The organism is Devosia sp. UYZn731, assembly GCF_040546795.1.
Lineage (GTDB): Bacteria > Pseudomonadota > Alphaproteobacteria > Rhizobiales > Devosiaceae > Devosia.
Genome location: NZ_JBEPOL010000017.1, coordinates 1 through 23,277, shown reverse-complemented (window position 1 = coordinate 23,277; position 23,277 = coordinate 1). Strand labels below are relative to the sequence as shown.

Here is a 23,277-nt window from a genome sequence, read left to right as displayed (position 1 = left end):
TCCGGGCCGTCCGCGATAGTGGGGACCAATCAGAGGGTCCAGGAGACATTGGAATGGGCTGGCGAAGCAATCATCAGCATCAGGGCAGACGCCCTGCCGTAACACTACCCTGTTTCCCGAACACCCGGCAGGGGTTCGAGCATCGCCATCCGGCGGTGCAGCAGCCGACGCTCGGCCTCGACTCGCACGAGCGGTATGGCGATCTGGTAGGCCGCCAAGGCCTCATCGTTACGTCCGAGCTTGGCTAAAAGATCGGCGCGCGCGGCGGGCAATGGGTAGTAGCCGCCGAGATCGCCACGGAAAATAAGCGCATCGACCAGCTCAAGCGCCCGGTGGGGACCATCGACCATGGACAATGCTGCGGCAGCGTTGAGTTCGACGACGGGTGACGGTTGAATGCGCAGCAGCACCTGATAAAGGCCCGCGATCTGAGGCCAATCGGTTTCGACATAGTGCGGTGCCTGAGCGTGGAGCGCGGCGATCGCGGCCTGAATGGCATAGGGCCCGATCGCGCGCGGCAATGACAGCGCTCGCTCTACAAGGGCCGCGCCTTCAGCAATGCGCATCTGGTCCCATACGGAGCGATCCTGCTCATCGAACAGCAACAGGTCGCCAGCGCCGTCGGTGCGTCCGGCCAGCCGCGCCGCGTGCAGCAGCATCAGGGCCAGCAGTCCCTCAATCTCGGCTTCACCGGGCAGCAACTGGTCGAGCAGCCGCCCGAGGCGGATGGCTTCTTCACAGAGTTCGGGGCGCATCGCGGCCTCGCCGGCGCTCGGCGCATAGCCCTCGGTGAAAACGAGATAGACCACTGCCAATACGCCGGCGAGGCGCTCGCCCAGGATGGCCCGGGGTGGCACCACATAGGGGATGCCGGCATCGCGGATCTTGCCCTTGGCACGCACCAAGCGCTGCGCCATAGTCTGTTCGCTTACCAGAAATACCTTAGCGATGGCGGGCGTCGATAAGCCGCATACCACCCGGAGCGTCAGCGCCACCCGCGCTTCCTTGGCCAGCGCCGGGTGGCAACAGGTAAAGATCAGCCGCAGCCGATCGTCCTCGATTTCCGCGGCGTCGGCGGCCTCCTCTACTGGCATGCAGAGCTGCTGGTCGAGGTTGGCTTCAGCGCCGACTTGCTTAAGCTTGCTGCGCAATGAGATTTTGCGGCGCAGCCGGTCGATCGCCTTGTATCGACCGGTATTGACCAGCCAGGCGCGCGGATTGGCCGGCAGGCCACCGTCCGGCCAACGCTCAAGCGCCGCCGAGAAGGCGTCCTGCAGGCCTTCCTCAGCGAGTTCAAAATCGCCCAGGAGGCGGATCAGAGTGGCGAGCACTCGATCCGCCTCACCGCGATAGACTGCCTCGACGGCGTCTCGAGCGAGGCGTGTCTGCACCGTCTCAGTACTGGCGCGCCAGGCTATCAATCGGCCGCACCTCGACCGCTCCGGCGGTAAACGGGATGCGTTCGGCAACGGCCATGGCGTCGTCGAGGTCCCGGGCCTCGATCATGTAATAACCAGTGAGTTGCTCGCGCGTTTCGGCGAACGGTCCATCGGTCGTCATGGACTTGCCGTCACCACGCCGGATTGTGGTAGCCGAACTCGGCGGCTTCAGTCGGTCGCCACCCTTGAGATGACCGCTCGCGACGATCTCCTGGGTGAATTTGGCGTAGGCATCGCCCATCGCCCGGCCCTCTTCGGGGGTCATCATGCCATAGGTCTCGTCGGCGTAAATCATCAGGAGGTACTGCATTTTCGTTTCTCCGTTGTTGGTACTTGCTAACGGCGGACAGTCGAACGGTATCCCACCGAATCGACAGCCAAAAGTCGAATTATTTTGGCGCCCAAAGGCGACTGGCTAACCCATTCAACGCGCTGCCAGCGTTGTGACGATCTCGGCACTTATCGCGGTCAGCGCAATGCCCACTACGAGCGGTCAATCCGCAGCTAGAACTGAGCTGGACAACTTCGAGCGCAAAAGTTGCAGTTGGTCTGACGGTGGGTTCTTGACACTCAAGCAATCCGCCGCTTCCAATTCGGGATGCCGCTAGGCCGACCCAAACCTCGCTCGAAAGAGAGAAGTAGACGGTTCAACGTAAAAAGCCGAACAGTGCCAGGCGGACCAGCACCGCGGCAAGGCCGAGGCAAACTAGGCCCAAACGCATGCCGACGGGCGAACCCCAGCCATGCCAGCGCAGAGCCGTCTCGGCGTATTTCCATTCTTGTTCGGGCGTCATCGGCGGGCGGTTGTTCATTTTTGTCTCTTTCATGGGGTTCACTGTGCGGGTTGCGCCAATGGGTTGAGGTCGGCGCGGAAACCGAACATGCGCTCCTGCGCCTTGACGCCCATCGGGATGAACAGCGGCAGCAGCAGGTCGCGGATGCGCAACTGCAGCCAGCTTTGCGCATGCTTCTGTGAGCCGGCGGCGCGGCCGATCCGGATGGCCGTCTGCACGCGCTGTTTTCGCAGCCCGACGAAACGCTCGAATGCCGCTGCAATCTTGCCTGGTGCTGCGAGGCAGGCCGCCAGCACCAGGCCGTCCTCGATTGCCATCGACGCGCCCTGGCCGGAATGCGGCGCCACGGCATGGGCGGCATCGCCCATCAGCAGCACGCGCCCGCTGTGCCAGCGCGGCAACTCGGGCATGTCATAAACCGCGTATTGGCGGTCGATGGCGGTGACGCCGGACATGATCGCGGCATTGTCCAACGGGTCGTCGCGGTGCATGGCAGCGATTTGGCGGGCATAGGCGGCGGGACTGGCGACTGCTCCCACTGCGCCTTCGAGCGCCGGATAGGTATTGAACCACATCACCGGAGCACCCGGCAGGCGCAGGTAACCGAAAAAGGCGCGTTTGCCAAAAGTCATGTTCATGATGCCATCGGTGCTGGCAACGCCTGGGGCTTCAACCATGCCACCGGTGCCGATCAGCCCGGAATAGACCGGCTGCGGCAGCTCCGGAAAGATTAAGCGACGCACGCTCGAGCGCAGGCCATCGCAGCCGATCGCCATGTCGAAGCTCATCAGGGCGCCCCCGCTGCGCAGGCCGACCCCGTCGGAGCCCTCCGCGATGCCGTCAATGTCCTGCTCCAGGCGGAGATCCGCGCCGGCCTGCCGTGCGGCATCGAGCAGCAGGCCCAGCAATACCCCGCGCCCGATGGTTACCGAGGGCGCGCCAAAGCGGGCTTTGTGGGTGCGATAATCGATCAGGCCCAGCTTTTTGCCACGCTCGTTGAACATGGCGATGCCGCGCGTCAGCAGACCCGCCTCGACCACCGCATCGGCCAGGCCAAGCGCGCGTAGGGCGTTGACGCCGTTCGGCGCCAACGTCAGGAAGACGCCTTCGCTGCGCAGTTGCGCTTCATTGCGGCGCTCGAAAACGACGGGGTCGAGCCCGGCCTGGCGCAACTGAATGGCCAGCACCAGTCCGCCAATGCCGGCGCCGCAGATGGCAATGCGCCAGGGGGCGATATTTTCGCTTGTGGCGACGAAAGGGATAGGAGACATTGTACGAACACCTTATGATTAGATTATTTAATAATTAGATGGACGAACTAATTATGTCAAGCGAAGACAAGGCCGCCTTGATCGAAACGCTGGGTCGCACGGTGATGCGCTGGCAGGACGCGACGCAGAAGTTCGATGAACTGGTGGGCCATATCTACGGGCTCTCGGCATCCGAGCGGCTATGCCTTAGCTTTTTGTGGCCGGGACCGCAGACCGCCAGCGCAATCGCGCGCGAAATCCGGCTGACGCCCGCGGCCGTGACTACCCTGGTGGACCGGTTGGAAAAGCGCGGCTACGTGCGGCGCAAAGCCGATCCAACCGACCGGCGCAAGGTTATGGTGGAGGCCGCCGAATCCGCCCATGAATTGACCGCGCAGGTCTACCTGCCGCTGGGCGCAGCCGGCGCCAAGATGCTAGAAAAGTATTCAATGGCCGAACTGGGCATGGTCGATAAGGTGCTCAGCGACGCCATGGCGATCCAGGAACAGGCGGTAGCCAATTTGTTGGCGATACATAACAGCGAACAACAGGACTAGCCGCATAGGCGACCTTAATGTTGGATGTTGAAATGATGGGGTGGAGGATCGAAAAGGCAGGAGCCAACGGCGAAAATCGAGGCGTCCTATCGCCCGTTGACCATTGGCCCAGGCACGTCTGTCTCACGTAAAAACGCCGCGGCGACTGGAGACCGAGATGATTAGCACCGGAACAAAAAATTAGTTCTGACGGGCGACTGCGAAACCTGCTTCACTAGTCGTGGTAGATGACCGGGCCCAAAGCCACAGTGGCGATTCAGAGCCAGGCAACAGTGATTTTGTTGGGCTGAATAGGGCAACAAATCTAGCGTGCCGGCGCGTATCGGTTGACCATAATGCCGCAGCTGTAGGACTTTGAGCCTAGCAAACTCAAGTTGCAAAAACCGGCTTCGGCAAAAATCCTTTCACCATTGCCCAACGCAGCGGGATTGATGAAGAACTGGTACTCGTCTACCAAGCCCGCGGCGATCAGCGAAGAGGCCAAACCAGCACCACCAAAGGTTACGATGTCGCCGCCTTTGCCGCGCTTCAACGCGTTGACTTCGGTTGAAATCTCTCCCTTTGCGAGGACCGTCCTGTCCCAGATCGACGTTTCGAGCTTGCTGGTCAACACCACCTTGCCAACATCCGTAATCCGCTGCGCAAAAGCGTAGAAGTCGTTCAGAGGGAAGTTTTTCGCGGCGTTGGCCCAATGGGAAAGGTATCCTTCCTCGACCATTTTCCGGCTGAGGAGGATCGTGTCGACCGATGCGATAACCGCGTTGAAATCACGCTTGAGCTCCGCGTCCCATAAACAGCCCGTGCCCCAATTCCAGATTTGCCAACTCCGCTGGCCAGCATCGCCAACAAAGCCATCGACTGACATCTGCATTTGAAGAACGAGCTTTTTCATAGGGTCCCTACCGTCAGTGGTATGACAAAGGTCGCACAGCCGCGCCCAGTGTTCAGTACAGTTTCTGCGAAGTTCCGCCGTGCCGTAAGATCCGCTGCGTCAAGTTCACGACATTGCCGAGCCCGTCATCAAAGAACACGGTACGACCACCCGGAAAGTCGGCGATCGGGCCGAGCAGTTGAACCCTGTTGGATTCAAGGCGGCCGACATCGGCCTCAATGTCTTCGCTGGTCAGGATGAGAGCGGGGAAGTTACTGTCATACAGTGCCGCCTGCGCACGGGCAGTGGGCAGTGGAAAAGCAGGCTCAATGAGCAGCTTCACTCCGTCGTCGGCGCTGATGAGGGTGAGCCAACGGAATTGTCCCATTTCCACGTCCTCACACACCTGCAGGCCGATTATGGATGTGTAAAATGCCAAAGCATCATCTTGGTTGGAGACCTTCAAATGATGTGGTCAAGCTTCACGATGGTTCTCCAAAAAAATTGCTGAGGACGTTGCGATGGTGTTTAGGCCGTACCATGTGGTCGTCACGGTCGATTAATACGTACTGCGCCTGGGAATATTGCCCCGCCAGTCGACGGTTGTTCGAGACGAGCCAGTCGGGGCTTCGATTCCCGGCTGTAACCAGGAGCTCGCACGCTACGCGCGGCAAGAGCCGCAGCGAATCTTCTGACGCTGTGAGGAAGGGAGCGGCTAAGTCGCGGTCGTGACGCAAGGTCGGAGCGATCGCGCAAAGCTTGCCCCATAGGGGCAGTATCCTCAATACGGTTCTGATGGGTGCCGGCATGCCGACCATGGCCAGAAAGGAGGCCACGGCACCGCTTAAATCAGCGCGTTCAACGCATGACGCGATCTGATCCCAGTCCTTGGCCATGGAGGCATGGGAGCGATCAAACAGAACCGGTACTTCGTAAGTCGCCACACGGCGGATTTTAGGGAGTTGGGCCGCTGCCATGAGCGACAGGATGCCACCAGACGACATCCCCCAAAGACTGACTGGACCATCCGCCTGTCGAGCCAGAGCGGCGATATCCATCACCTCCTGCTGAATAGTTGAATGCGGTTTATCACCGCTTTTGCCACGACCGCGCCGGTCGTAACGGACGACGCGAAAACCTTCGGCGGCCAGCACGCGGCTCATCCCCTCGCTTGGCCCCAGGCTTCGACAGCACATTGCGCCATCCACCAAGATCACCGTGGGCCCGTTGCCTGATTCAGAATAGCTAATTACGCAGCCGTCACTGGATTCCGCTTGCCCGCCATGTTCTATCATGAGCAACCTCGCAATTGCTAAACTAACTGGTTGCGCAACCTATTGGTTTTTCACTTGCGTAGTCAAGCCGCTGTGTAGAAGCTATTTTGCCGAAAATCCGTGAGAGAATGTGAATGCATGACGACCCGCTCTCGCTAGTTTTCTTTGCTCTTGCTGACCCGACCCGTCGTGCGCTCCTTGAACGGCTCTCAACGGGAGAAGCGAATGTGGGGGAACTGGCCGAGCCTTTCCATATGTCGACCCAGGCCATCTCCAAACACATCGCCGTCCTGGAGGCCGCCGGTCTGGTCACTAGGGGGCGTGACGCTCAGCGCCGGCCAAGTCTCATCCAGTTCGCACCGCTGCGGGCTGTTGACGACTGGCTGGACAGATATCGCCTGCTGTGGCTCGAGCGCCTTGGCAATCTAGATCGTCAACTATCCAAGAACCAGGGTCGTGGCAGCAACGATGTCTGACTCCAAAATCATGTCCATGAGTTACCCCTATCCACATCCCGTCTCGCTCGTGTTTGCCTACTGGACCGAACCGGAGCTACTCTCCACCTGGTGGGGCGTCGCGGGCTCGGTAGTGGTTGATTGCACCATCGAATTGCGCGTTGGTGGCCATTGGTCCATCACCATGCGGGCCAGGTCGGGTCGCGTCTTTCATAGCGGGGGCATTTACCTCGCAGTTGAAGCGCCGCGGGTGTTGAAATTCTCCGACGTTCCAGTCGCAGACCTGCCTGAATGGAGCGGCTTGCAACGTCATGACGCGATTCACACTGTCGTCTTCGCCGAGGTCGACGGCGGTACCCGGGTCGACTTGCGCACGCAATTCGAAACCGTGGCAGAGCGGCAACTGATGGAACGGCTCGGGATGGCGGATGGAATGATGCAAGGCTTGCGGGGTCTGGCAGATATTCTCGCGAACGCGGGCACTCCCTAGGTCAGGGCCGCTGATGGTTGGTCTACTGATCTGGTTGTGCATCTAACGTCGAATTTGCGCGCGGCAACGGCGCCATTCTATACGTGGCATCGAGCGGCGCTATTGCGTTGAGCTTCCTCCGCTATCAACGACACTGTGCTACTTCTGTGCCCGGTACGACAGAGGCTCGCCGCGATCGTCAACTGCATCAGAGTGATGGCGGCGCGTGAACTTAATGCCAGAGGGGCCTTATCCTCAGACCGGGCCGGCGGGCACGGCACCAACGTCCAGAATCCGGAAGGTGCTGCCCAACTTCGTCCAAATCCATTTGCTTGAAATTTCCGAGCTCTACCATGTCGTGCGTCGAGGAAGGCCACGCCGGGTCAGGATAGTGGGCGTTTTGAGTTAAGAGCACTAGGAAGAGTGTCGCATTGCTAAAGCGCGGGACTTTCGCAGCTTCATTCGATTTCCGACCAAGTCTGTTCTCTAAATGCCGAGGATTTCAAAAGCGTCGTCCTCGGGGACAAATCCCAACAAGTCCCGGCTTTCGTCCAACCTCAGCCGCTTATATCGATTATTAGAAACGCCGTTTACGATTGCATATGATACCACCTCAACATCTATCGCCCTGGTCAGCAACTGGACTGCGTCCCGATGACTGAGAAAAGCACTAACGTCGCGGACCGAGTAGTTTTCTCCACGCAATAGCTCAGTAAAGTTGGCGATGCGCACCGCGATGACTGACATATTTTCCTGAGTTGCAAAGTACGATCCAAGAGCCTCGCCGAAACACTTTGTGACGCCATAGAGGTTCTTGGGCATAATTGGGTCGCGCACTGATATCTGCTGGTCTGTCGGATAAGCTTCAACGGTTTGTGCACTACTAGCGAGCACTACGCGCCGACAACCGGCATCCGAAGCAGCACGAAAAATGTTGAAGGTGCCCTTGATGTTGGTTTCGAGCAGCGAGTCATAGAAATCCGCATCCGGCGAAGGATCGGCCGCCAGATGGAGAACGGTGTCGATCCCGCAGCAAGCGGCTCGGCAAGCCTCCAAATCGCTCACGTCCAAGGAAAGAGTGTCGGCCCCCGTGACACCCTCTAGACCGGATATGTCGCGATCCGATAACCGCAAACTAAACCGATCCGATGCCAAGAGGCGAAAAGCAGTGCCTATTCTTCCAGATGCGCCCGTTACAAGAACATTTTCTGAATCATATTTCTACCTATCTACCGTGGCGCCTGTTGAGGTTCTTGACGCCGGATGCGGTGCTTCTCGCGACACTGTGGACTCGAGACAAAGTGTTGACTGGCCGATCCTGCGCTTATTTTGCCGACTAGGGCGGCTCGAGCGGTCCCCCGATATAATCCGGCGATGCCGGATCCACGGTGCAAATCAACTTCGCAAGCAGTTCCGCCAGCGTCTTGCGGTCGGCGGGCGATAGTCCAGATACCAGCCGCATCTTGTTGGCGGCGTGTTGCGGCATCATCAGGTTTACGGTGCCCAGCCCTTTTTCTGTGAGGCTAACCAGCGTGCCGCGGCGATCCTGCGGATTGGGCTGCCGTACGACCAATCCCAGCGCCGCCAGCCGGTCGATGCGCGCTGTCATCCCCCCCGAAGACACCATCGTCGCCGCATAGAGATCGGTGGGCGTCAGCGCATAGGGCCGACCCGATCGGCGCAGCGTCGCAAGGACGTCGAACTCTCCAGTCTTGATCCCGAGCTGGGCCAGCATTGGCGTCGCGTGATGCGTTGCGCCCAGGTGAACGACCTCGCTCAATTGACCAACCAGCGCCATGCCTTCGGCTTCGAGTTCCGGCCATTCCCGATGCCACATTTGGGCCGCCTGCGCCGCTCGGTTCATGAACGCCATATATCTCTCCGTTAAGAATCTTGACATTAAGATAGTTTGCGTCAAGATAGATGGATCTTTGTAGTCTCACGTCTCCAGGATGCCAAGCATGGCCGATACCTCAGTCGTCGCTAGCGCGCCTTCACGCGCCTTGTTTTCAGCGCTATTGCTCGCGCTTACCGCCGGGCTGCTCACTCTTACTCTCGCCGTGCCTAAGTATGCCTATGCGCAGGGGTTCACGCCGCTCGTTTTTCTTTTCGTTGCGGCAACCCTAACCGCCGTGATGCTTTGGATCGTGGCCACACTCGCTGGGCAAATGCCTCAGATCCGCCCCGCCCATCTGCGTTATGGGCTTGTTGCGGGCCTGCTGACGGTTGCTGCGCCGTTCGGCCTGCTGTTTGTCGCCATCCCGCATGTTGGCACGGGCTTCGTCACGCTGGTGGGGGCATTGCCACCCATTATAACCTACATCATGGCCGTTGGGCTCAAACTCGAGCGCTTCCATTGGCTGCGCGCCTTGGGCGTGCTGGTCGGCATGGCCGGCGTCATCATTCTGGGCTGGTCAAAGCTCGATCTCGCCACCGCCGAACCGGTCTGGGTCTTCCTGCCGCTCCTGGTACCCGTCATAGTTGCCTGCGCCAACCTGTTCCGCGCCCGCGCCTGGCCTACTGGCGCCACCGCGCTACAACTAGCCCCCTTGATGCTCGGCGGTGCTGCGCTGTGGCTCGGGCTGTTCCTAGCTGTGTTTGACCACACGAGCCTAATCCCACGGGGCGCAAATGGGTATGCGGCTTTGTCGCTCGCCGTTCAGATTGCCATGATGACGGCGCTGTACATCATGTATTTTGTGCTGCAGCTTTACGCAGGGACCATCTATTTCAGCCAAATCGGCTCGGTCTCTGCCATTTTTGGCGCCCCGCTAGCCGTCATTTGGTTTGGAGAAATCCTGCCGCCCGCCATCATTCCTGCCGCGATCCTGCTCGCCGTCGGTGTCGCCTGCGTCACGCTGGGTCAGCAACTAGTGCAGCGGAAGGTCTAGCCGGTCACTCGCGCTAAAGGCCGGGCGTCGCCATTTCCACGACGGCGGTCAGGAAAGAGGGAGCCGGTTTCCAAAAGATCGGCCAGCTAAGCTGCCCCCGTGGCGATTTCTCGATCGGCGCAAAGTGCCACGATCTGTCGCAACCTTCATGATTCCACAGCACGAATGCCAATTGGACGGCGACTGGGCCGATTTATCAGATCACGCTTACGGAGGCTAAACGACCGAGATCAGGCGGTAGGTTCAACCGGTCACTGCAACCCTCTGTAACCTATTGGTGGGCGTTTCGAAGTCCAGGGATTTTTCGCGGTCTCTGGTTGAGCCGCAAAGCGACAGCGTCGAGTTGCTCCTGCGAGACTAGAGAGAAGTTTGTTGCTCTCCTTTCTGTCCGCTATTGGGAGTATGTCACTGAGAAGCGGACATAGACCAAATGGCAGTTTCTTGGCTGGAAGCGCGCCATCCGCTACTAGACGGTCCGATTAGAAAGCGGTCGTTCGCCTCCGGCCCAAACGTGGCGGCTCGCTACCGTTCGAGATTTGTGGCGTTGGTGGCGGGTTCGGACCTTTGGCCGCCCACCCTCAGTATGAATTTTCCTGGGCCCTCGCGATCCTCCAGCAGTTGATGGGCTGTGGCGGCGTCGCACAGTTCTAGAACTTGGAAAGCGCGGGGTCTGCTCCTAGCAGCCCGCAGAGCTGCGCCAGCTGCCGTGGCAATCCTACCAGGTGTCAGGTGTGAAAGTCCGCCCGTTGAAAGGCCCTCTACATGCACAGAACTCAGCCAGATCCGATCCCCTGAAAGTGCCGTATCTTCGCCGCTTGCGTTGCCCAGCAGCAGCAATCGCCCGCCGGGTTTAACGCTACCGAGCAACAAGGAGCGGAAAGCCCCTCCGACGCAATCGAATGCTGCGTCGAGGTCATTCCGAATAAAGTCCAGGCCAGTCACGACCTCTGTTGCTCCCGCCGCCCGCAAAGCGCCGTAACGTGCCCTGTTGCTGGAAAAAGCAATAATTTCCCTCGCTCCAGCCGCTACTGCTGCAGCGATAAGCGCTTGCCCAAGTCCCCCTGAGGCGCCGCTGATCGCGATGCTTGCTCCATTCGTCATTCCTTCCATTGCCATAAAGGCCGTGGCACCGTTTGCGATTATCCCTGCGACCGTGGCCAAATCGTCCTCAGGTCCCAGCGCCACTGACAACGCGGCCTTAGCGTTCACCACTTCGGCGTATCCGGCCATTCCTCCCGTGGAAAAATCGGTGAGCAGGGCGGCAACCCGTTGACCGGCCACGAAACCGGAGACGCCGTCGCCCAAGGCTCGTACATAGCCTGACACCTCAATTCCCGGAATGAGCGGCAGGGTGGCAAAATCAAACTTGCCAGCTCGAACGAGCGTATCGACGAAGCCGACACCCGCATATGCCACTTCGATACTGATCTCACCTGCGGCCGGGTTGGGGATCGGCAGATCGTCGAGCAATAGCTTGCTGGCGTCGCCGAACTCTCTAATCACGATGGCTTTCACTTAAGTCTCCTTCGAATTTCCTTCTTGGAGGGTAGCCGCTGCGATAGAACACTTTTAGTCCGCCATTCGTGCGTACATAAATCAGGATAACTGTCTAATGGATAAGCTCAAGGCCCTGACGGTCTTCGTACGCGTCGCGGACCTCGGCAGCCTTGCTGCGGCGGCGCGAGACACAGGACTCTCTCCCGCAATGGTCGGCAATCACATCCGCGCACTAGAGGTATGGCTTAATGCGTCGTTGTTGGTGCGCACGACACGGCGCCAAGCACTAACCGATGTGGGGCTGGACGTTCTCGCACGGGCCAGATCGGTCATTGCAGGTATCGATGCCCTGGATCGGGTCAGTGACAAAGCCGAAATGTTCTCCGGACCTCTGCACATTTCCGCACCGCTGGCCTTGGGCCGTCGATGCGTCGCACCTATTCTGAGAGATCTCGCGCGTACCCACCCGGAACTCACGATAGAGCTAAGATTGTCAGACGACCCAGAAGATCTGGTTATTTCTGGTGTCGATATCGCCGTACGGAATGGCCCTTTGACAGGCAATGAATCCAGCTTGATCGCCCGTGTCATCGCACGCCAAAGTCTAATCCTGGTGGCTTCACCTGGTTATCTCGCCAGCGCAGGCCAACCGGCCAACCTAAAGGATCTTAGCAACCACAGGACCGTCCGCTACTCCCGCGATCGCAGGCCTAGGAGATGGTTCTTTCCAGTCGCCGGCGACCTCATTCAGGTTGATCCGCCCACGAGCTTCATGTCTGACGACATCGAATGTCTCGTTGACGCGGCCTGCGACGGATTGGGAATAGCTTGGCTGCCGCAATGGTTGCTGGCTCCTGCCCTTGCTGAAGGCGCGCTTATATCGGTGCTCCCTGACCAAATTCCGTTTACCATCGATACCTACCTGCTGAGGAAATCGACGGATCACCCCAGCGCCAAGCTGAAGATGACCGTGGATCTCCTTGCAAAGGAGTTGCCCGAAGCCTTGTTGAACTGAATACTCCAAGAATTTGCCAGTCGTGATACTTAGGTCAGACGCGGTCCTGCAGGCGTTAGTTACTCAATGGTTCAGTGCATCGGCGGCATGTTCGGCATCACCATGATGGTTTCCGCGTGGGCACTTTGAGCAGCCGTTGATCCGTGAGGCGCGAATCTTGATGAGCGCTGCGATCCTGGCAGCAAGCCCGTCCTGCGAGGCGGTTGCGAACGCATTTAGCGACTGAGCGCTTGGCGGACTCCAGCGCCCGCCGCAACGAAGGCGCGACCGGTTCAGCTTTCGGACTGCCTCGAAATTTGAGCCGGGCTGCCAGTGAAGCCGCCTGCCCGTATTCGAGTGATCCGAGTTCGTGCATGTCGATGATAAGCGCGGTGGCGGTGAGGGGGAAGACCCAGGGAACGGATACCAGGGATGGCGAAGCGGCGCGGTCGGCCGAGGGGTGCCGCGATGCGGACGATGCTCTCGGTCTGGATGCGACGATGCGGCGTTCAATCTGCCTGAGCTGTTCGCCAGTCTGGCGCCGGATGATAGCGCCTACGCTCGGGCCGCCCCAAAAGCCATCTTCTCGCGACGCCGCCGCCAGATAGCGGCGGTATCTTTTGCTCTCCGGCCCCCTTTATGGCTCGCGCAAAATATCCGCCAGATAATCGATCAGGACTCGCACACGGGCGGAGAGCAAGCGCCCGGCGGGGTGGATGGCGCTGATGGCGAGGGGCGGCGGTTGAAGGTTCGCCAGAAAGACGTTCAGCCGGCCGACCGCGATGTCGTCGGCGAACATATATTCCGGACCATGGGCAACACCGATACCAGCCACTACGGCCGCGAGGATCTGTTCGGCATCGGCGCTGCGGAAATTGCCATTGGGGTGGTGTAGGATCGGGCCTGTCGCGTCTGCAAACGCCCATGCCCGGATTTCACCGCGGCTGATGAAAGTTATGCAAACATGGTCGGTAAGGTCAGCCACGGTCGTCGGAGTGCCATGGGTGCGCAGATAATCCGGGGTGGCAACGGTAACGAATGGTGCCTTGCCGAGTTTTCGCACCGTCATCGTTGAATCGGCTACCTCGCCTACGCGGATCGCTAGATCGAGCCCTTCTTCAATCAGGTTGACCGGCCGCTCAGACGCTGAAATTTCGACGACAATGCGGGGATACCTGACAAATAGCGCTGGCAGGTGCGGCACGATGCGCAACCGGCCGAAGACGGGCGCGGTACTGAGGCGGACAACACCAACAGGCGAAGCTTGTTGGGAGTTGATGGAGGCTTCGAGGGAATCGAATTCATCGATAAGGCGAAGCGCGGCTTCATAGAAGCGCAAACCCGCTTCGGTCAGCGCCATGCTGCGCGACGTCCGTCTTATCAACTGGGCGCCAAAATGCTGCTCGAGCCCGGCAATTTGCTTGCTTACGGCCGGCTGTCCAATGCCTGCATCGCGTGCAGCGGCGGCAAAGCTGCCCATGTCAACTGCACGAGTAAAAAGGCGCATGGCATCAACGCGGTCCATCTCGTTCTCCAAAACTTCCATTATGGAATAGATAATAGTCTAGTGAGCCACATTTAAAAGGCAAAATGGAATGGATAGTTAGTTCGTACCATGATGGAGAATACCGATGAGTCCCAATGTTTCACCCCAAGTGACCAATGCCGAATTCACGTTTCACTATGCATTGGACGCCAGCGAGCGTGCGGCCGAAGAGGCGGTGCTGGCCGCGAGCGGTGCGCACTTTGCCAGCTTTGCCGGCTCGCAGCGCGAAGCCTATGACGCACTGATCGCGCAGACGCCAATCGCTGATGGCGTGACGGTTCAGCAGGTGGATCGCGATGGCGTCCGCGGCTGGTGGGTTCGGCCACAAATCGCCCTGGCTAACCGGGCAATCCTCTTCGTCCATGGGGGCGCCTATATGTTGGGTACGGCATCGGCCTATCGCGGCCTTGCCAGCCAGATCGTGGTGAGGGCCGGTGTCGCCGCCTTTGTGCCCGATTATCCTTTAGCGCCTGAGCAACCGTTTCCAGCCGCGCAGGATGGAGTCGAGGCCGCCTATCACTGGCTACTGAACCAGCAGGCAGGGCGGGTGGCGCTGATCGGCGATTCTGCGGGTGGGGGGCTCGTGCTGTCGCTGCTCGCCAAAACACAGGCGGATCGCGTCGCCGGCGTGGTCACCTTTTCACCTTGGATCGATCTTGCACTTGCCGGTTCGTCATTCTCTAATCCCGAAACCCACGACCCAATCTTTCAGCCGGAAATTTTGGCAACAGCCGCATCGCTTCATCTGGCCGGAGCCGATCCGCGCGATGGCCGAGCTTCCCCGCTCTATTCCATTCCAGTCGAACTCCCGCCATTGCTGATCCAGGTTGGATCGGACGAATTGCTGCTAGACGATGCGCGGCGGTATGCCGAGCGCGCCGCAGCCAAAGGCGGATTGGTGAAGTTAGAAATCTATGATGATTTGCACCACGTGTTCCAGCGTTCGGTGGACGAACTGCCCAGCGCAAAAGCCGCGCTGGACCGAGTTGCAGCGTTTCTGACGACGCTTTGGCCTCGTGCCAGACAGAGATGAAAGGGTTGATGCCGGGGCGGGTCCGGCCGCGGCAAAGCTCCAGTTCCAAAAACACCTTAACTCGGTGTCCTCAAAACCGGCATCAGCTCAGTATGCTAAATCGGCGACCTGCGCAGCCCACGCACCAGCATCACTTGTCCAGGCAGGAGCGTTAGCGCCCCATTCGGCCATTTAGCCAGCCGAGGGTATTCCCCAAATGCTGCCGTCGTGTTCCGCTTCGAGCAGCCCATCGGGCCGAAGGAGAAGCTGAGAGAAGGTGTCTCCTCACGTAGTTTTGGAATGATTGATATGGCGCGTTCCGCACGATGTCGTCAGTGGTGAGCAGGGTCCGAATGTGCTCAGACCCGTCACGGCGACCGTCTAGATACTTCGCGTCCTGAATATGGGTTGGAACACTATATTGTTCGATAGTTCTGCGGACAGTTGCTCCGCACGCGGGCACCAACCGATGTCTTCCAATATTTTGCTGATCGTGGTGGCGTCTGGCATTCGCCACGGATAAACGGTGGCAACTGCGTGGGTTGTTGGAACTTGAAGAAACCCTGCAACGTAAGGGTCACTGAACACCTGATCCGGCAGGCCCTCCTCCCTGATCTAGAGCAGTCCACCGAACATTGACCTCAGATATGAGGCGGCTTCATCCGTTGCCTCCGCTCGCTTGTTTCGGAAGCCAAACATAAGTCTCTCCCTCGCAATGGACACAACGCGTGTAGCAGTCGAGAATAAGCCGATCGGCGCCGGCTTGGTGAGACCGCGTGGCAGCCAATCGTCTCGATGTTCGTTGAGGGTTACGCGCCAAGGAGATTTCTGTGACATTGACATCCCATATCGCCCTCAACGATGGCAACGCCATTCCCCGCGTCGGTCTCGGCGTCTGGCGCCTTGCGGACGGCGAAGCGCCGCGACTGGTCAGCGAAGCGATCGATGCAGGATATCGCCACATCGATACCGCCCAAGCATATCAAAATGAAGCAGGGGTCGGTAAAGGCGTTAAGCTCGCCAAGATACGCCGGCGCGACATCTGGATAACGTCGAAACTGCAAACGAGCTTGCAGGGCTATGACAGCGCCCTTCGCGCTTTCGATCAAACCATTAAGAAGCTCGAGCTCGATCAACTCGACTTGTTTCTCGTCCATTGGCCAGCGCCGGCCCGCGGCAAATATGTCGAAACCTGGAAGGCGTTCATCGAACTGCAGCAGCAGGGCCGTATCCGTTCAATCGGCGTATCGAATTTCCTGCCCGAGCACTTGGAGCGCATCATCGGGGAGACAGGCGTTACCCCTGCGGTCAACCAGATCGAGCTCCACCCACGCTTTCAACAGGGTGCAAGTCGTGACTGGCACAAACAGCACGGAATCGTGACGGAAAGCTACAGCCCGCTTGGGGGACAGGGCACTGCGCTACTGCAGGACGCGATCATCGACCGAATAGCCAAGCGTCACGGGAAGTCACCGGCGCAGGTCATCGTTCGATGGCACCTTCAGCTAGATCTCGTCGTCTTGCCGAAATCGAGCAAACCCGAACGCGCAGTTGAGAACCTCGATGTCTGGAACTTCGCCCTGACGGAGGAAGACATGTCGGAAATTGCTGGCCTCGACAGCCCCGACGGAAAGACCTTGCCTCATCCCAACGAGCTTAATGGTTAGCAGCAGACCGCAACGTCAAGGTTGGCGTTGAGCACCTCACCACCAGTAGGTGCGCCGCCAGCTTGGCGCAACAGTCGGCGAGACGGGGTCGGAAACTAGGGCAATCCACTGTGCTTTGAGCACGCTGTGGGTGATATGGATCGGGGTCCGCGAACTCCCCTACGGGCCCGCAGCCTCTGGTGGTGCATCAGAGGCCGGACAGATGGCAGCATCCGACCACGTGCAATCCTTCAAAATACCGCTTGCGTCTTACGGGGCGTCCACAGATGGTTGCTGTCTGGAGGGCCTTTGGGCGGGCCCCGGTTCAAATCTGAGACCTAATGAGCCTCTGTATTGCGGCTTTTCCAGGCGGTCCCCATGTAGCTTTCCCACCCGGCTTACCTTGTACGCCATTGTCGCCGATAACTAGACAAACTAGGGCCTTGCTGAGTGCCCAACCCCGAGCGCGGCGTATAGTGGCCGCGTCGAGCGCTGGCGCGTATCGCGCATGGAAATGATCCATCATGCCATCTGGCAGCAACAGCCACGCGGCACTCAGATCACAAGATGGGTCACCGGCACACATATCTCCGAAGTCGATAATCCCGCAAAAGTTGCCCTCTTTCGTTAGGACATTCGCTGGGTGCAGATCCGCATGCAGCCAAACGAGTGGTCCTGCCCAGGCAGGAGCGGCGACCGCATCATCCCAGACTCTACGAACTTCGTCGGCGTCGGGGATTAGTTGGCGGTCAACCGCCTCCTGCAGGGAACGCAAAAAGCCTTCTTGAATAGCTGCCAGTGATCCGCCTCGCCGGTCCCTGCTGATAGGTGCATCGCCAGGTGCAGCCTGATGGAGGGCGGCAAGAAAAGCGGCCAGCATGGCAGCAGCTTCGATGCCCCGCGTCACAGGTGCCCGGTCGGCAGGTTCACCATGGACCCAGCTTGTCACGATCCAAGTGCGAGGAAACAAAACGCTTGGGCTTCCCAGCCGCTCCGGAACAGGTATGGGGAGCGGGAGGCGCAACGCCATGGCTGGAAGGACTACATACTCCTTGAGAAGTAGCTCGTCGGCGCCCTCGGTTGACCACGGAAGTCGCACAGCAAGATCTTCACCGAGGCGCCACATCTGATTGTCCCAGCCGAAAGCACCAAAGGTGATTGGCAACTCGGCCAAGTCTGGGTGCTGCTCATGCAGCAATGCCTGGACGAGCTTGGCATTGATCTGTTGCGGCATGCCCTTCATTCAACCGTCCCACGCATCGATTGCTTTCCACTGGGCTCAATGACCCCGCTCTGAATCACATCAGAGCAAATAGCTCAACTTATGGCCCGCGGTAGGCTTTCGCCAAAGGTCGCAAACAATTTGGTCGCGATATCGAGGTTGGATAGCCACTAGCCGTAAGGTCTGCTTTCGGGACCTGGCCAAGTTGACCGGATCGGCGGCAATGGGGGCCGGAAGCGGCCGGTCGGCAAACCGGCGGGCAGCCATATGAGCGGTTTATGTTCGCCCGGAAGCACTGCCTGAGAGTCCAAGTAGCCCGCGAAATTCTGGACCAATACGGCGGTGACCGGCCAGGAGCCGATGCCGCGGCCGAGGCAGTCCCGCAAAGTGATTTGAAAAGGGGTTCCGTCCGGGACTAGATGGACCATCGCCGGCTGGCGGAGTTCTTGGGAGGGAACTCCGCCAGCTGCTGCGGCTCCGAAAAAATTTAAGCAACTATCCTTTTTCTAGCGGGTTCGACCTCGCCGGTAACAGGAGGCTGTAGTGACAAAGGCGGAATACCTCGTCTTCGAACGCCAGAAGCGCTGGTGGGTTCTGGTCGACGGCCAACGCACGGGACCCTATGTCAGCCGGCAGGTCGCCATCGACAGCGCCGTTACGGCGGCGAGTTCACGGGCGGCCGCGCGGCACGGGTGTCCGTCCAGCACGAGAACGACATGGTCACTGCATACGACTCGAGCCCCGACTAGCGGAATGGCTGGGGTTTTATAGTCTGCATCTCTCGGGCGGGGAGGACGACGCAGGGAAGCGTTACACCGTGCGGCGGGGTGCCGCTTCCCTGGTGGTCGTTCCCAGATGGAACTGGGCTCCGGCAATTACTGGGGCACACCTCACATGAACGCCAGCAGAACCTCGCATTCACCTTAATGTCAGCACTTTTACGGATCGGTATCGACGACGGAATGCCGCGTGGGGCACGGTACAACTATGCGGATAATCAACCCGTTGTGAGGATGCGATGGTCGACGAACCTACAGCTTTTCCACTTGATGAGCCCCTACCCGCTTCGCTGGAAACTACGACGATGACCGTCACCAGCATTTTGCCGCTCCAAGGCGTTTTGCGGATGGAAACCAAAGACGGCCCACTACTAGTCACGCTCAATCGCATAGGCGCGGCCAGCCTGGTAAGCGGGCTAGCGGAGTTCCTGATGGTCGAGCCGGCGGACTTCGTCCCGACCGGCCAGCCAGCGCCGAACTAACGCCGGCGCCGGCGCATGTTTGGGGGAACCATCGGCACACGCTCTTTATATTCACCGGCTTCCCGACGCCGAAACAGCTCTTGGAAAGCCGAGCGACGACCACCAGCGCCGGCTTCGGGCAGTTGCCACGGTTGATCTCTTCACCATAGATATTGTTGAGGTTCCACAGGACGTCCGCAGGAACTTCACGTCCTTACCCAGAAGGCTATTAGCGATCGGTCGGACCAGGACCCGCGCCGCGATCATCGCAGCTTCTAAATCGACGTCGCGCGGGGTTCCGTGTCTATGGCCCTCCACCACTCTTCGGTCGCCCGATCGGCTGCAAGTTGCTTGGTCTCCGCAAAGCCGCTTCTGGAAAACTACCCCTCAGTTCACGCAAGGCCCAGTGTTCATAAGGCCGGTGCGGTGTGACGTCGGTGGCGATGCCGGAACCGGATTTCCAGATCGCCGCATAGCGCCCCGCTAGGTTCCAGCCAGCCGGGGTCGGCTTGAACCGGCCATCCTACTTTGCGCCATTTGAGCCGTGCCGGCGGTTTCATTGCCCACCTAGCTCGCCCGCGACTTCGGCTTGTCGGGCCGTCTCTTGCTCAACGCTGACGTGACCTGTCCATAAGTCCACGCACCCTTCTTTGCCAACTCATTGGCACTGAGATCGGGATAGCGTTCCGCCATGGCACGGATTTGGTTCGCAGCGACGGGCTTGATGGCGATGTTCATGACGGGTTCCTCTGGCAAAGGGAGCCCGGTTCTAGCACCGTGAACAGAATTAGAACAAGGATCACATCCACAAACGCAAAAAAAGAGCCCCCAACCGCTTGAGCGGTTAGGGGCCGGGCTCGCCTTCGAGCAGAAAGCGGGCTGTTCTTTGGAGGGGACCCGACGAAGTTTTGCCCCCGCCGAGTCGCCAATGGGTAGGCCGACAAATGGTGGGTGGCAATGGCCCTTCCGCTCTAGCTCTTCGCCGCCGACCGGATGACCTCACCGCGCAGGCGATCCAGGCCCTCACCCAAATGCTCGACCTGTTCGGCCAACGATCGGTGGCCAGCGCGTGCTGGCGTGCGATGACGTTGCTTCTTGTCACCGCCATCGTCACCCCTCTACGGCGGCCGTGGCGTGGTTCAGGGCCGTTGAGTCCATGATGACGGCTGCGACCTGCGCAGCTCCCGTCGGCGCGACCGCAGACGCGGGCCTTTCCGAGCGCCAAAGCGATCGAAGGCGAAGATGACAGCAAGCGCGATGACGAAGGCGGCGATGGCCCAGGGGGGCAGCGCAGAAAGACTAGGAAAATCCACGGCTGTTCCCTCCGACATCGTGCGCAGCGCTGTAAAGGTTGATGATCTCGACAGCGGCGAAAATCGGTTACCCTTGCTGCCTTTGACGGGGATTGTGGACAGCGAATGCGACCGCGTCGCCTTGCTTGAGGGGAACGACCTCATCCCGGCTCCGCATCCTGGGGCGTTGCTCAGTCAGTACGAACTCGCCGCCGGTGAAGTCCTCACCAGGGGCCGAGAGTAGAACGGCTACCTGCAACGGAAATGAAAGTTCGCCATAGAGGTCCTGATGCAGGCAATTAAAGTCGCCCGGCACGTACTTGAGCAAGAGCGGCGTCGGACGGATTCGGCCTGCCTCGTGACACTGGTTCTGAAATTCTGCGTGGCGATCAGGATATCTTGCTCGATACCCATCGGGTCATTCCACTCGTTGGCGACGGTTTGGCACTCGGGTTATTGCTTTCAAACCGACAAAGTATCGATCCAGGCTCAGAGAGCTCCTCGGAAAGTCAGGTTTATCCGTGCGGCTCCGGCTTTGGGATGCACGCCCTCCTTCAAGGCGGGAATTCCATGATAAAAGAGCCTGGAAGGGCCGCCCCAGACGGCAACGTCCCCGTGGTGCAGAGCATACTTTCTGACCGGGTCCGTGCGCTTGAGGCCGCCGAACTGAAAAATCGCGGGAAGGCCGAGCGACACGGAGACGATCGGGTTGGCGAAGTCGCGCTCGTTCTTATCCTGGTGCAACGACAGACGAGCACCCGGTTCATAGCGATTGATGAGGCAGGCATCGGGGCGGAAGTCGGGATAGCCGGCTTCCGTTGCCGCTTCGACCGCAAGAGACATGAAAGGTGCCGGCATCGGCGGCCAGCACCTTCCACTCAGTGGATCAGTGCGGTCGTAACGATAACCGCTCAAATCGGTCACCCAGCCGGCTTCTCCACAATTGGTCATCGCCACCGACATTACGAAGCCGCCGGGGGTGACCATGTGGCGAAATGGCGCCTTTTCCTCAATGGCCGCCAAGGCCCCGAGAAGCTCGTCTTCGGTCTCAAGCGCTTTCCCGCGCAGCAGGACGGCTCCTTCGGCCATGTCCTCGCGGCGGGGTGCGGGAGGTTCAAATCCATGAAATAGGTCACTTGTCATCGGGGTCATCCGTATACGAGGGGGAATCCGTGTGGTGCAGAATCGACGGTAGCCGCCCCTCAGGACCGCTAGAGTCGAGGGCGGTGTGAGTAGTCCTTCGACCATGCCGGGCAGCGGCGAGATCCGATATCCCGCGAGGGTCCAGACGAGCGCGTGCCCGCTCACGAAGATGAAAGCCGAACGAGAGGACATTACGGTCCCAAAACGACGGTCCTGACTACCGGCGAACCTACCATCGCGCTAAGCTCCAGGCCTACAGGAGGCACTCATGGCAGATACAATGAGGTTTAGCGACGGCGAAGGCTACGAGGCGATGATGGGCATCTGGAGTGCCTTGATCGGAGCGGACTTCCTCGATTGGTTGAATGTTCCGGGCGGCGCTCGGTGGGCTGACATAGGGTGCGGAAATGGTGCCTCCACCGAGTTAATTGCTGAGCGTTCGAGGCCGACTTCAGTCGAAGCGATCGACCCGTCACCAGCACAGCTAGAGTTTGCCCGAAGCCGCCATCGCTCGGGTGTGGCAAACTTCACCTTAGGTTCCGCATTGCAGCTCCCGTATCCAGCCGATGCATTTGAAGTAGCCATCATGGCGCTTGTCATTTTCTTCGTTCCCGATCCGGCTAAAGGGGTCGCGGAACTGCGGCGCGTCGTTCGGCCCGGCGGCACCGTTGCCGCTTATGCCTGGGATATTGAGGGAGGCGGTTTCCCGTACGAGGATGTCCATGTTGCCATGCGCAACGTGGGCGTAGACCCCATATTGCCACCGCAGTCCGAAGTTGCGAATCTCGACGCCCTTGAGCGACTTTGGACAGATGCGGGGTTGGTCGAGGTCGCAACCCGCACAATTGTAGCGCAGCGCGTGTTTCCATCTTTCGATAACTACTGGGAGAGGGCCATTTCCGCGCCAGGCATCGGGCAGCCCATTGCCAAGCTCAGTGCCGGGCAACTGAGTAATATCCGTGATACCGTTCGCGGCTCTCACACTTCGGGCGAGTTAGTTTACGAGGGTCGTGCCCACGCCGTTCGGGGACGCGTGGCTACCCAGAGCTGAGTGCACCTACGCCGCTCTACTGAGCTGCTGAAGGCGACTTGATTTTCGCCTAAGGGATCAGTTAGCATTGGATAGGAGTCGGCCTTGCGCCCTTTATCAGCCGTCTGCCTCCCCTGGGGTCACGGGAAAGCGCAGTCAATGTGCGGCATTTTGCCTGTCATTCAAGTTGTACACCCAAAGGGCGCGGGCCGTCCGTTCGAGCGTTTACGCGGTGCTACTCGTTTTTGACGTGTGCAACCAGCCGTTTTGGAGAAGAAGCGTGTTTACCCATGTCGTGATTGGCAGCAACGACTTGGAACCTCGCGACGCAGCTTCTCGATCTCGAGCTGCTGAGGCTTAATCTGCCCGTGGCCGGGAAAGGGCTGCTGCGGATCGGCGGACTGTTCACGCACCCATTGCGCAACACGTTAAGATGCAGGTCCAGATCACGGGCCGCCTACGCCACCGCAACCCTCGTTCCCTGACCAGCCTGACAGCCTCGAGCTTGAACTCCCGGCTGAACTTGCGTCTCTCCATCAAAACTCTCCGGTTCCCAAAACTGGACTGCCCCCGGTTTGGCAGACATTTCCCAGCCTCACGCCGCGGCGCTTTCAAACGCCTCGGGACTGACGCCGCCAATATGGCTGTGGCGGCG

General features: G+C 59.5%; 22 protein-coding genes and 4 pseudogenes. 9 read left to right on the top strand and 17 right to left on the bottom strand.

Annotated elements, in window-relative coordinates; genetic code table 11:
- Positions 1-104: 104 nt before the first annotated feature.
- The 4 genes from ABIB57_RS25565 to ABIB57_RS25550 form a co-directional block, all read right to left on the bottom strand.
- Entirely contained in the window at positions 105-1,421 is a 1,317-nt protein-coding gene (locus ABIB57_RS25565; protein ID WP_354044201.1) for an RNA polymerase sigma factor, read from the bottom strand.
- On the bottom strand, positions 1,396-1,749 hold the full coding sequence (locus ABIB57_RS25560) for a YciI family protein (RefSeq protein ID WP_354044200.1): 354 nt from the start codon (positions 1,747-1,749) through the stop codon (positions 1,396-1,398). The genes ABIB57_RS25565 and ABIB57_RS25560 overlap by 26 nt, the downstream gene beginning before the upstream one ends.
- Before the next feature lie 337 nt (positions 1,750-2,086).
- On the bottom strand, positions 2,087-2,251 hold the full coding sequence (locus ABIB57_RS25555; protein ID WP_354044198.1) for a hypothetical protein: 165 nt from the start codon (positions 2,249-2,251) through the stop codon (positions 2,087-2,089).
- A 20-nt stretch (positions 2,252-2,271) separates the two neighbouring features.
- Positions 2,272-3,504 carry an FAD-dependent monooxygenase gene (locus ABIB57_RS25550; protein ID WP_354044197.1) on the bottom strand — a complete coding sequence of 411 codons (1,233 nt, stop codon included), beginning with the start codon at positions 3,502-3,504 and terminating at the stop codon, positions 2,272-2,274.
- 53 nt (positions 3,505-3,557) lie between these two features.
- Here ABIB57_RS25550 and ABIB57_RS25545 point away from each other — a divergent pair, with 53 nt between their 5' ends.
- Positions 3,558-4,040, top strand: coding sequence for a MarR family winged helix-turn-helix transcriptional regulator (locus ABIB57_RS25545; RefSeq protein WP_354044196.1), 483 nt, complete (start codon positions 3,558-3,560; stop codon positions 4,038-4,040).
- Positions 4,041-4,344: 304 nt separating this feature from the next.
- Here the strand turns inward: ABIB57_RS25545 and ABIB57_RS25540 are convergent, their stop codons facing one another.
- From ABIB57_RS25540 to ABIB57_RS25530, 3 genes are read right to left on the bottom strand one after another with little or no spacing between them, the layout of a single operon-like run.
- The gene (locus ABIB57_RS25540; RefSeq protein ID WP_354044194.1) at positions 4,345-4,932 is read right to left on the bottom strand and encodes a dihydrofolate reductase family protein; all 588 of its coding nucleotides are present in this window, start codon (positions 4,930-4,932) and stop codon (positions 4,345-4,347) included.
- Positions 4,933-4,984: 52 nt separating this feature from the next.
- Complete coding sequence (locus tag ABIB57_RS25535; RefSeq protein ID WP_354044193.1) at positions 4,985-5,377, bottom strand: VOC family protein; 393 nt, start codon at positions 5,375-5,377, stop codon at positions 4,985-4,987.
- 16 nt (positions 5,378-5,393) lie between these two features.
- On the bottom strand, positions 5,394-6,074 hold the full coding sequence (locus ABIB57_RS25530) for an alpha/beta fold hydrolase (protein ID WP_354044192.1): 681 nt from the start codon (positions 6,072-6,074) through the stop codon (positions 5,394-5,396).
- A gap of 245 nt (positions 6,075-6,319) precedes the next feature.
- Here ABIB57_RS25530 and ABIB57_RS25525 point away from each other — a divergent pair, with 245 nt between their 5' ends.
- Together ABIB57_RS25525 and ABIB57_RS25520 are read left to right on the top strand one after the other, a co-directional pair.
- Complete coding sequence (locus ABIB57_RS25525) at positions 6,320-6,661, top strand: ArsR/SmtB family transcription factor (protein ID WP_354044190.1); 342 nt, start codon at positions 6,320-6,322, stop codon at positions 6,659-6,661.
- A complete protein-coding gene (locus ABIB57_RS25520; RefSeq protein ID WP_354044189.1) occupies positions 6,654-7,130 on the top strand; it encodes an SRPBCC family protein in 477 nt (158 codons plus the stop codon). The genes ABIB57_RS25525 and ABIB57_RS25520 overlap by 8 nt, the downstream gene beginning before the upstream one ends.
- Before the next feature lie 465 nt (positions 7,131-7,595).
- Here ABIB57_RS25520 and ABIB57_RS25515 read toward each other — a convergent pair.
- Positions 7,596-8,300 (bottom strand): annotated as a pseudogene (locus ABIB57_RS25515) (NAD-dependent epimerase/dehydratase family protein); the annotation flags it as partial.
- A gap of 145 nt (positions 8,301-8,445) precedes the next feature.
- Positions 8,446-8,982 (bottom strand): MarR family winged helix-turn-helix transcriptional regulator, encoded by a 537-nt coding sequence (locus tag ABIB57_RS25510; RefSeq protein ID WP_354044187.1) that lies wholly within the window; start codon positions 8,980-8,982, stop codon positions 8,446-8,448.
- Positions 8,983-9,070: 88 nt separating this feature from the next.
- Between ABIB57_RS25510 and ABIB57_RS25505 the strand changes: the two genes are divergently transcribed.
- Positions 9,071-10,000: a DMT family transporter gene (locus tag ABIB57_RS25505; RefSeq protein WP_354044186.1), complete on the top strand. Its 930-nt coding sequence runs from the start codon at positions 9,071-9,073 to the stop codon at positions 9,998-10,000.
- Between the two features lie 243 nt (positions 10,001-10,243).
- On the opposite strand, the pseudogene ABIB57_RS26905 reads toward ABIB57_RS25505, so the two are convergent.
- Both ABIB57_RS26905 and ABIB57_RS25500 read right to left on the bottom strand, forming a co-directional pair.
- A pseudogene (locus tag ABIB57_RS26905) lies at positions 10,244-10,379 on the bottom strand (IS30 family transposase); the annotation flags it as partial.
- Between the two features lie 143 nt (positions 10,380-10,522).
- Positions 10,523-11,515, bottom strand: a complete 993-nt coding sequence (locus ABIB57_RS25500; protein ID WP_354044185.1) for a quinone oxidoreductase family protein — start codon at positions 11,513-11,515, stop codon at positions 10,523-10,525.
- A gap of 97 nt (positions 11,516-11,612) precedes the next feature.
- Here ABIB57_RS25500 and ABIB57_RS25495 point away from each other — a divergent pair, with 97 nt between their 5' ends.
- Positions 11,613-12,512, top strand: coding sequence for a LysR family transcriptional regulator (locus ABIB57_RS25495; protein ID WP_354044183.1), 900 nt, complete (start codon positions 11,613-11,615; stop codon positions 12,510-12,512).
- A 616-nt stretch (positions 12,513-13,128) separates the two neighbouring features.
- On the opposite strand, the gene ABIB57_RS25490 is transcribed toward ABIB57_RS25495, so the two are convergent.
- Positions 13,129-14,016 (bottom strand): LysR family transcriptional regulator, encoded by an 888-nt coding sequence (locus ABIB57_RS25490; protein WP_354044182.1) that lies wholly within the window; start codon positions 14,014-14,016, stop codon positions 13,129-13,131.
- Between the two features lie 130 nt (positions 14,017-14,146).
- Between ABIB57_RS25490 and ABIB57_RS25485 the strand changes: the two genes are divergently transcribed.
- Entirely contained in the window at positions 14,147-15,070 is a 924-nt protein-coding gene (locus ABIB57_RS25485; RefSeq protein ID WP_354044181.1) for an alpha/beta hydrolase fold domain-containing protein, read from the top strand.
- 809 nt (positions 15,071-15,879) lie between these two features.
- Positions 15,880-16,716, top strand: a complete 837-nt coding sequence (locus ABIB57_RS25480) for an aldo/keto reductase (protein ID WP_502914482.1) — start codon at positions 15,880-15,882, stop codon at positions 16,714-16,716.
- Between the two features lie 304 nt (positions 16,717-17,020).
- On the opposite strand, the gene ABIB57_RS25475 is transcribed toward ABIB57_RS25480, so the two are convergent.
- A complete protein-coding gene (locus ABIB57_RS25475) occupies positions 17,021-17,938 on the bottom strand; it encodes an aminoglycoside phosphotransferase family protein (protein ID WP_354044179.1) in 918 nt (305 codons plus the stop codon).
- A gap of 1,063 nt (positions 17,939-19,001) precedes the next feature.
- Between ABIB57_RS25475 and ABIB57_RS25470 the strand changes: the two genes are divergently transcribed.
- Positions 19,002-19,178 carry a hypothetical protein gene (locus ABIB57_RS25470; protein ID WP_354044178.1) on the top strand — a complete coding sequence of 59 codons (177 nt, stop codon included), beginning with the start codon at positions 19,002-19,004 and terminating at the stop codon, positions 19,176-19,178.
- A gap of 546 nt (positions 19,179-19,724) precedes the next feature.
- Here ABIB57_RS25470 and ABIB57_RS25465 read toward each other — a convergent pair.
- The 3 genes and pseudogenes from ABIB57_RS25465 to alkB form a co-directional block, all read right to left on the bottom strand.
- The gene (locus ABIB57_RS25465) at positions 19,725-19,895 is read right to left on the bottom strand and encodes a hypothetical protein (protein WP_354044177.1); all 171 of its coding nucleotides are present in this window, start codon (positions 19,893-19,895) and stop codon (positions 19,725-19,727) included.
- 641 nt (positions 19,896-20,536) lie between these two features.
- Positions 20,537-20,902, bottom strand: a pseudogene (locus ABIB57_RS25460) (2OG-Fe(II) oxygenase); the annotation flags it as partial.
- Between the two features lie 36 nt (positions 20,903-20,938).
- On the bottom strand, positions 20,939-21,592 hold the full coding sequence (gene alkB / locus ABIB57_RS25455) for a DNA oxidative demethylase AlkB (RefSeq protein ID WP_354044175.1): 654 nt from the start codon (positions 21,590-21,592) through the stop codon (positions 20,939-20,941).
- A 268-nt stretch (positions 21,593-21,860) separates the two neighbouring features.
- On the opposite strand from alkB, the gene ABIB57_RS25450 reads away from it, so the two are divergent.
- The gene (locus tag ABIB57_RS25450) at positions 21,861-22,643 is read left to right on the top strand and encodes a class I SAM-dependent methyltransferase (protein WP_354044174.1); all 783 of its coding nucleotides are present in this window, start codon (positions 21,861-21,863) and stop codon (positions 22,641-22,643) included.
- 296 nt (positions 22,644-22,939) lie between these two features.
- Here the strand turns inward: ABIB57_RS25450 and ABIB57_RS25445 are convergent.
- Positions 22,940-23,159: pseudogene (locus ABIB57_RS25445) on the bottom strand (transposase); the annotation flags it as partial.
- Positions 23,160-23,277: the final 118 nt, after the last annotated feature.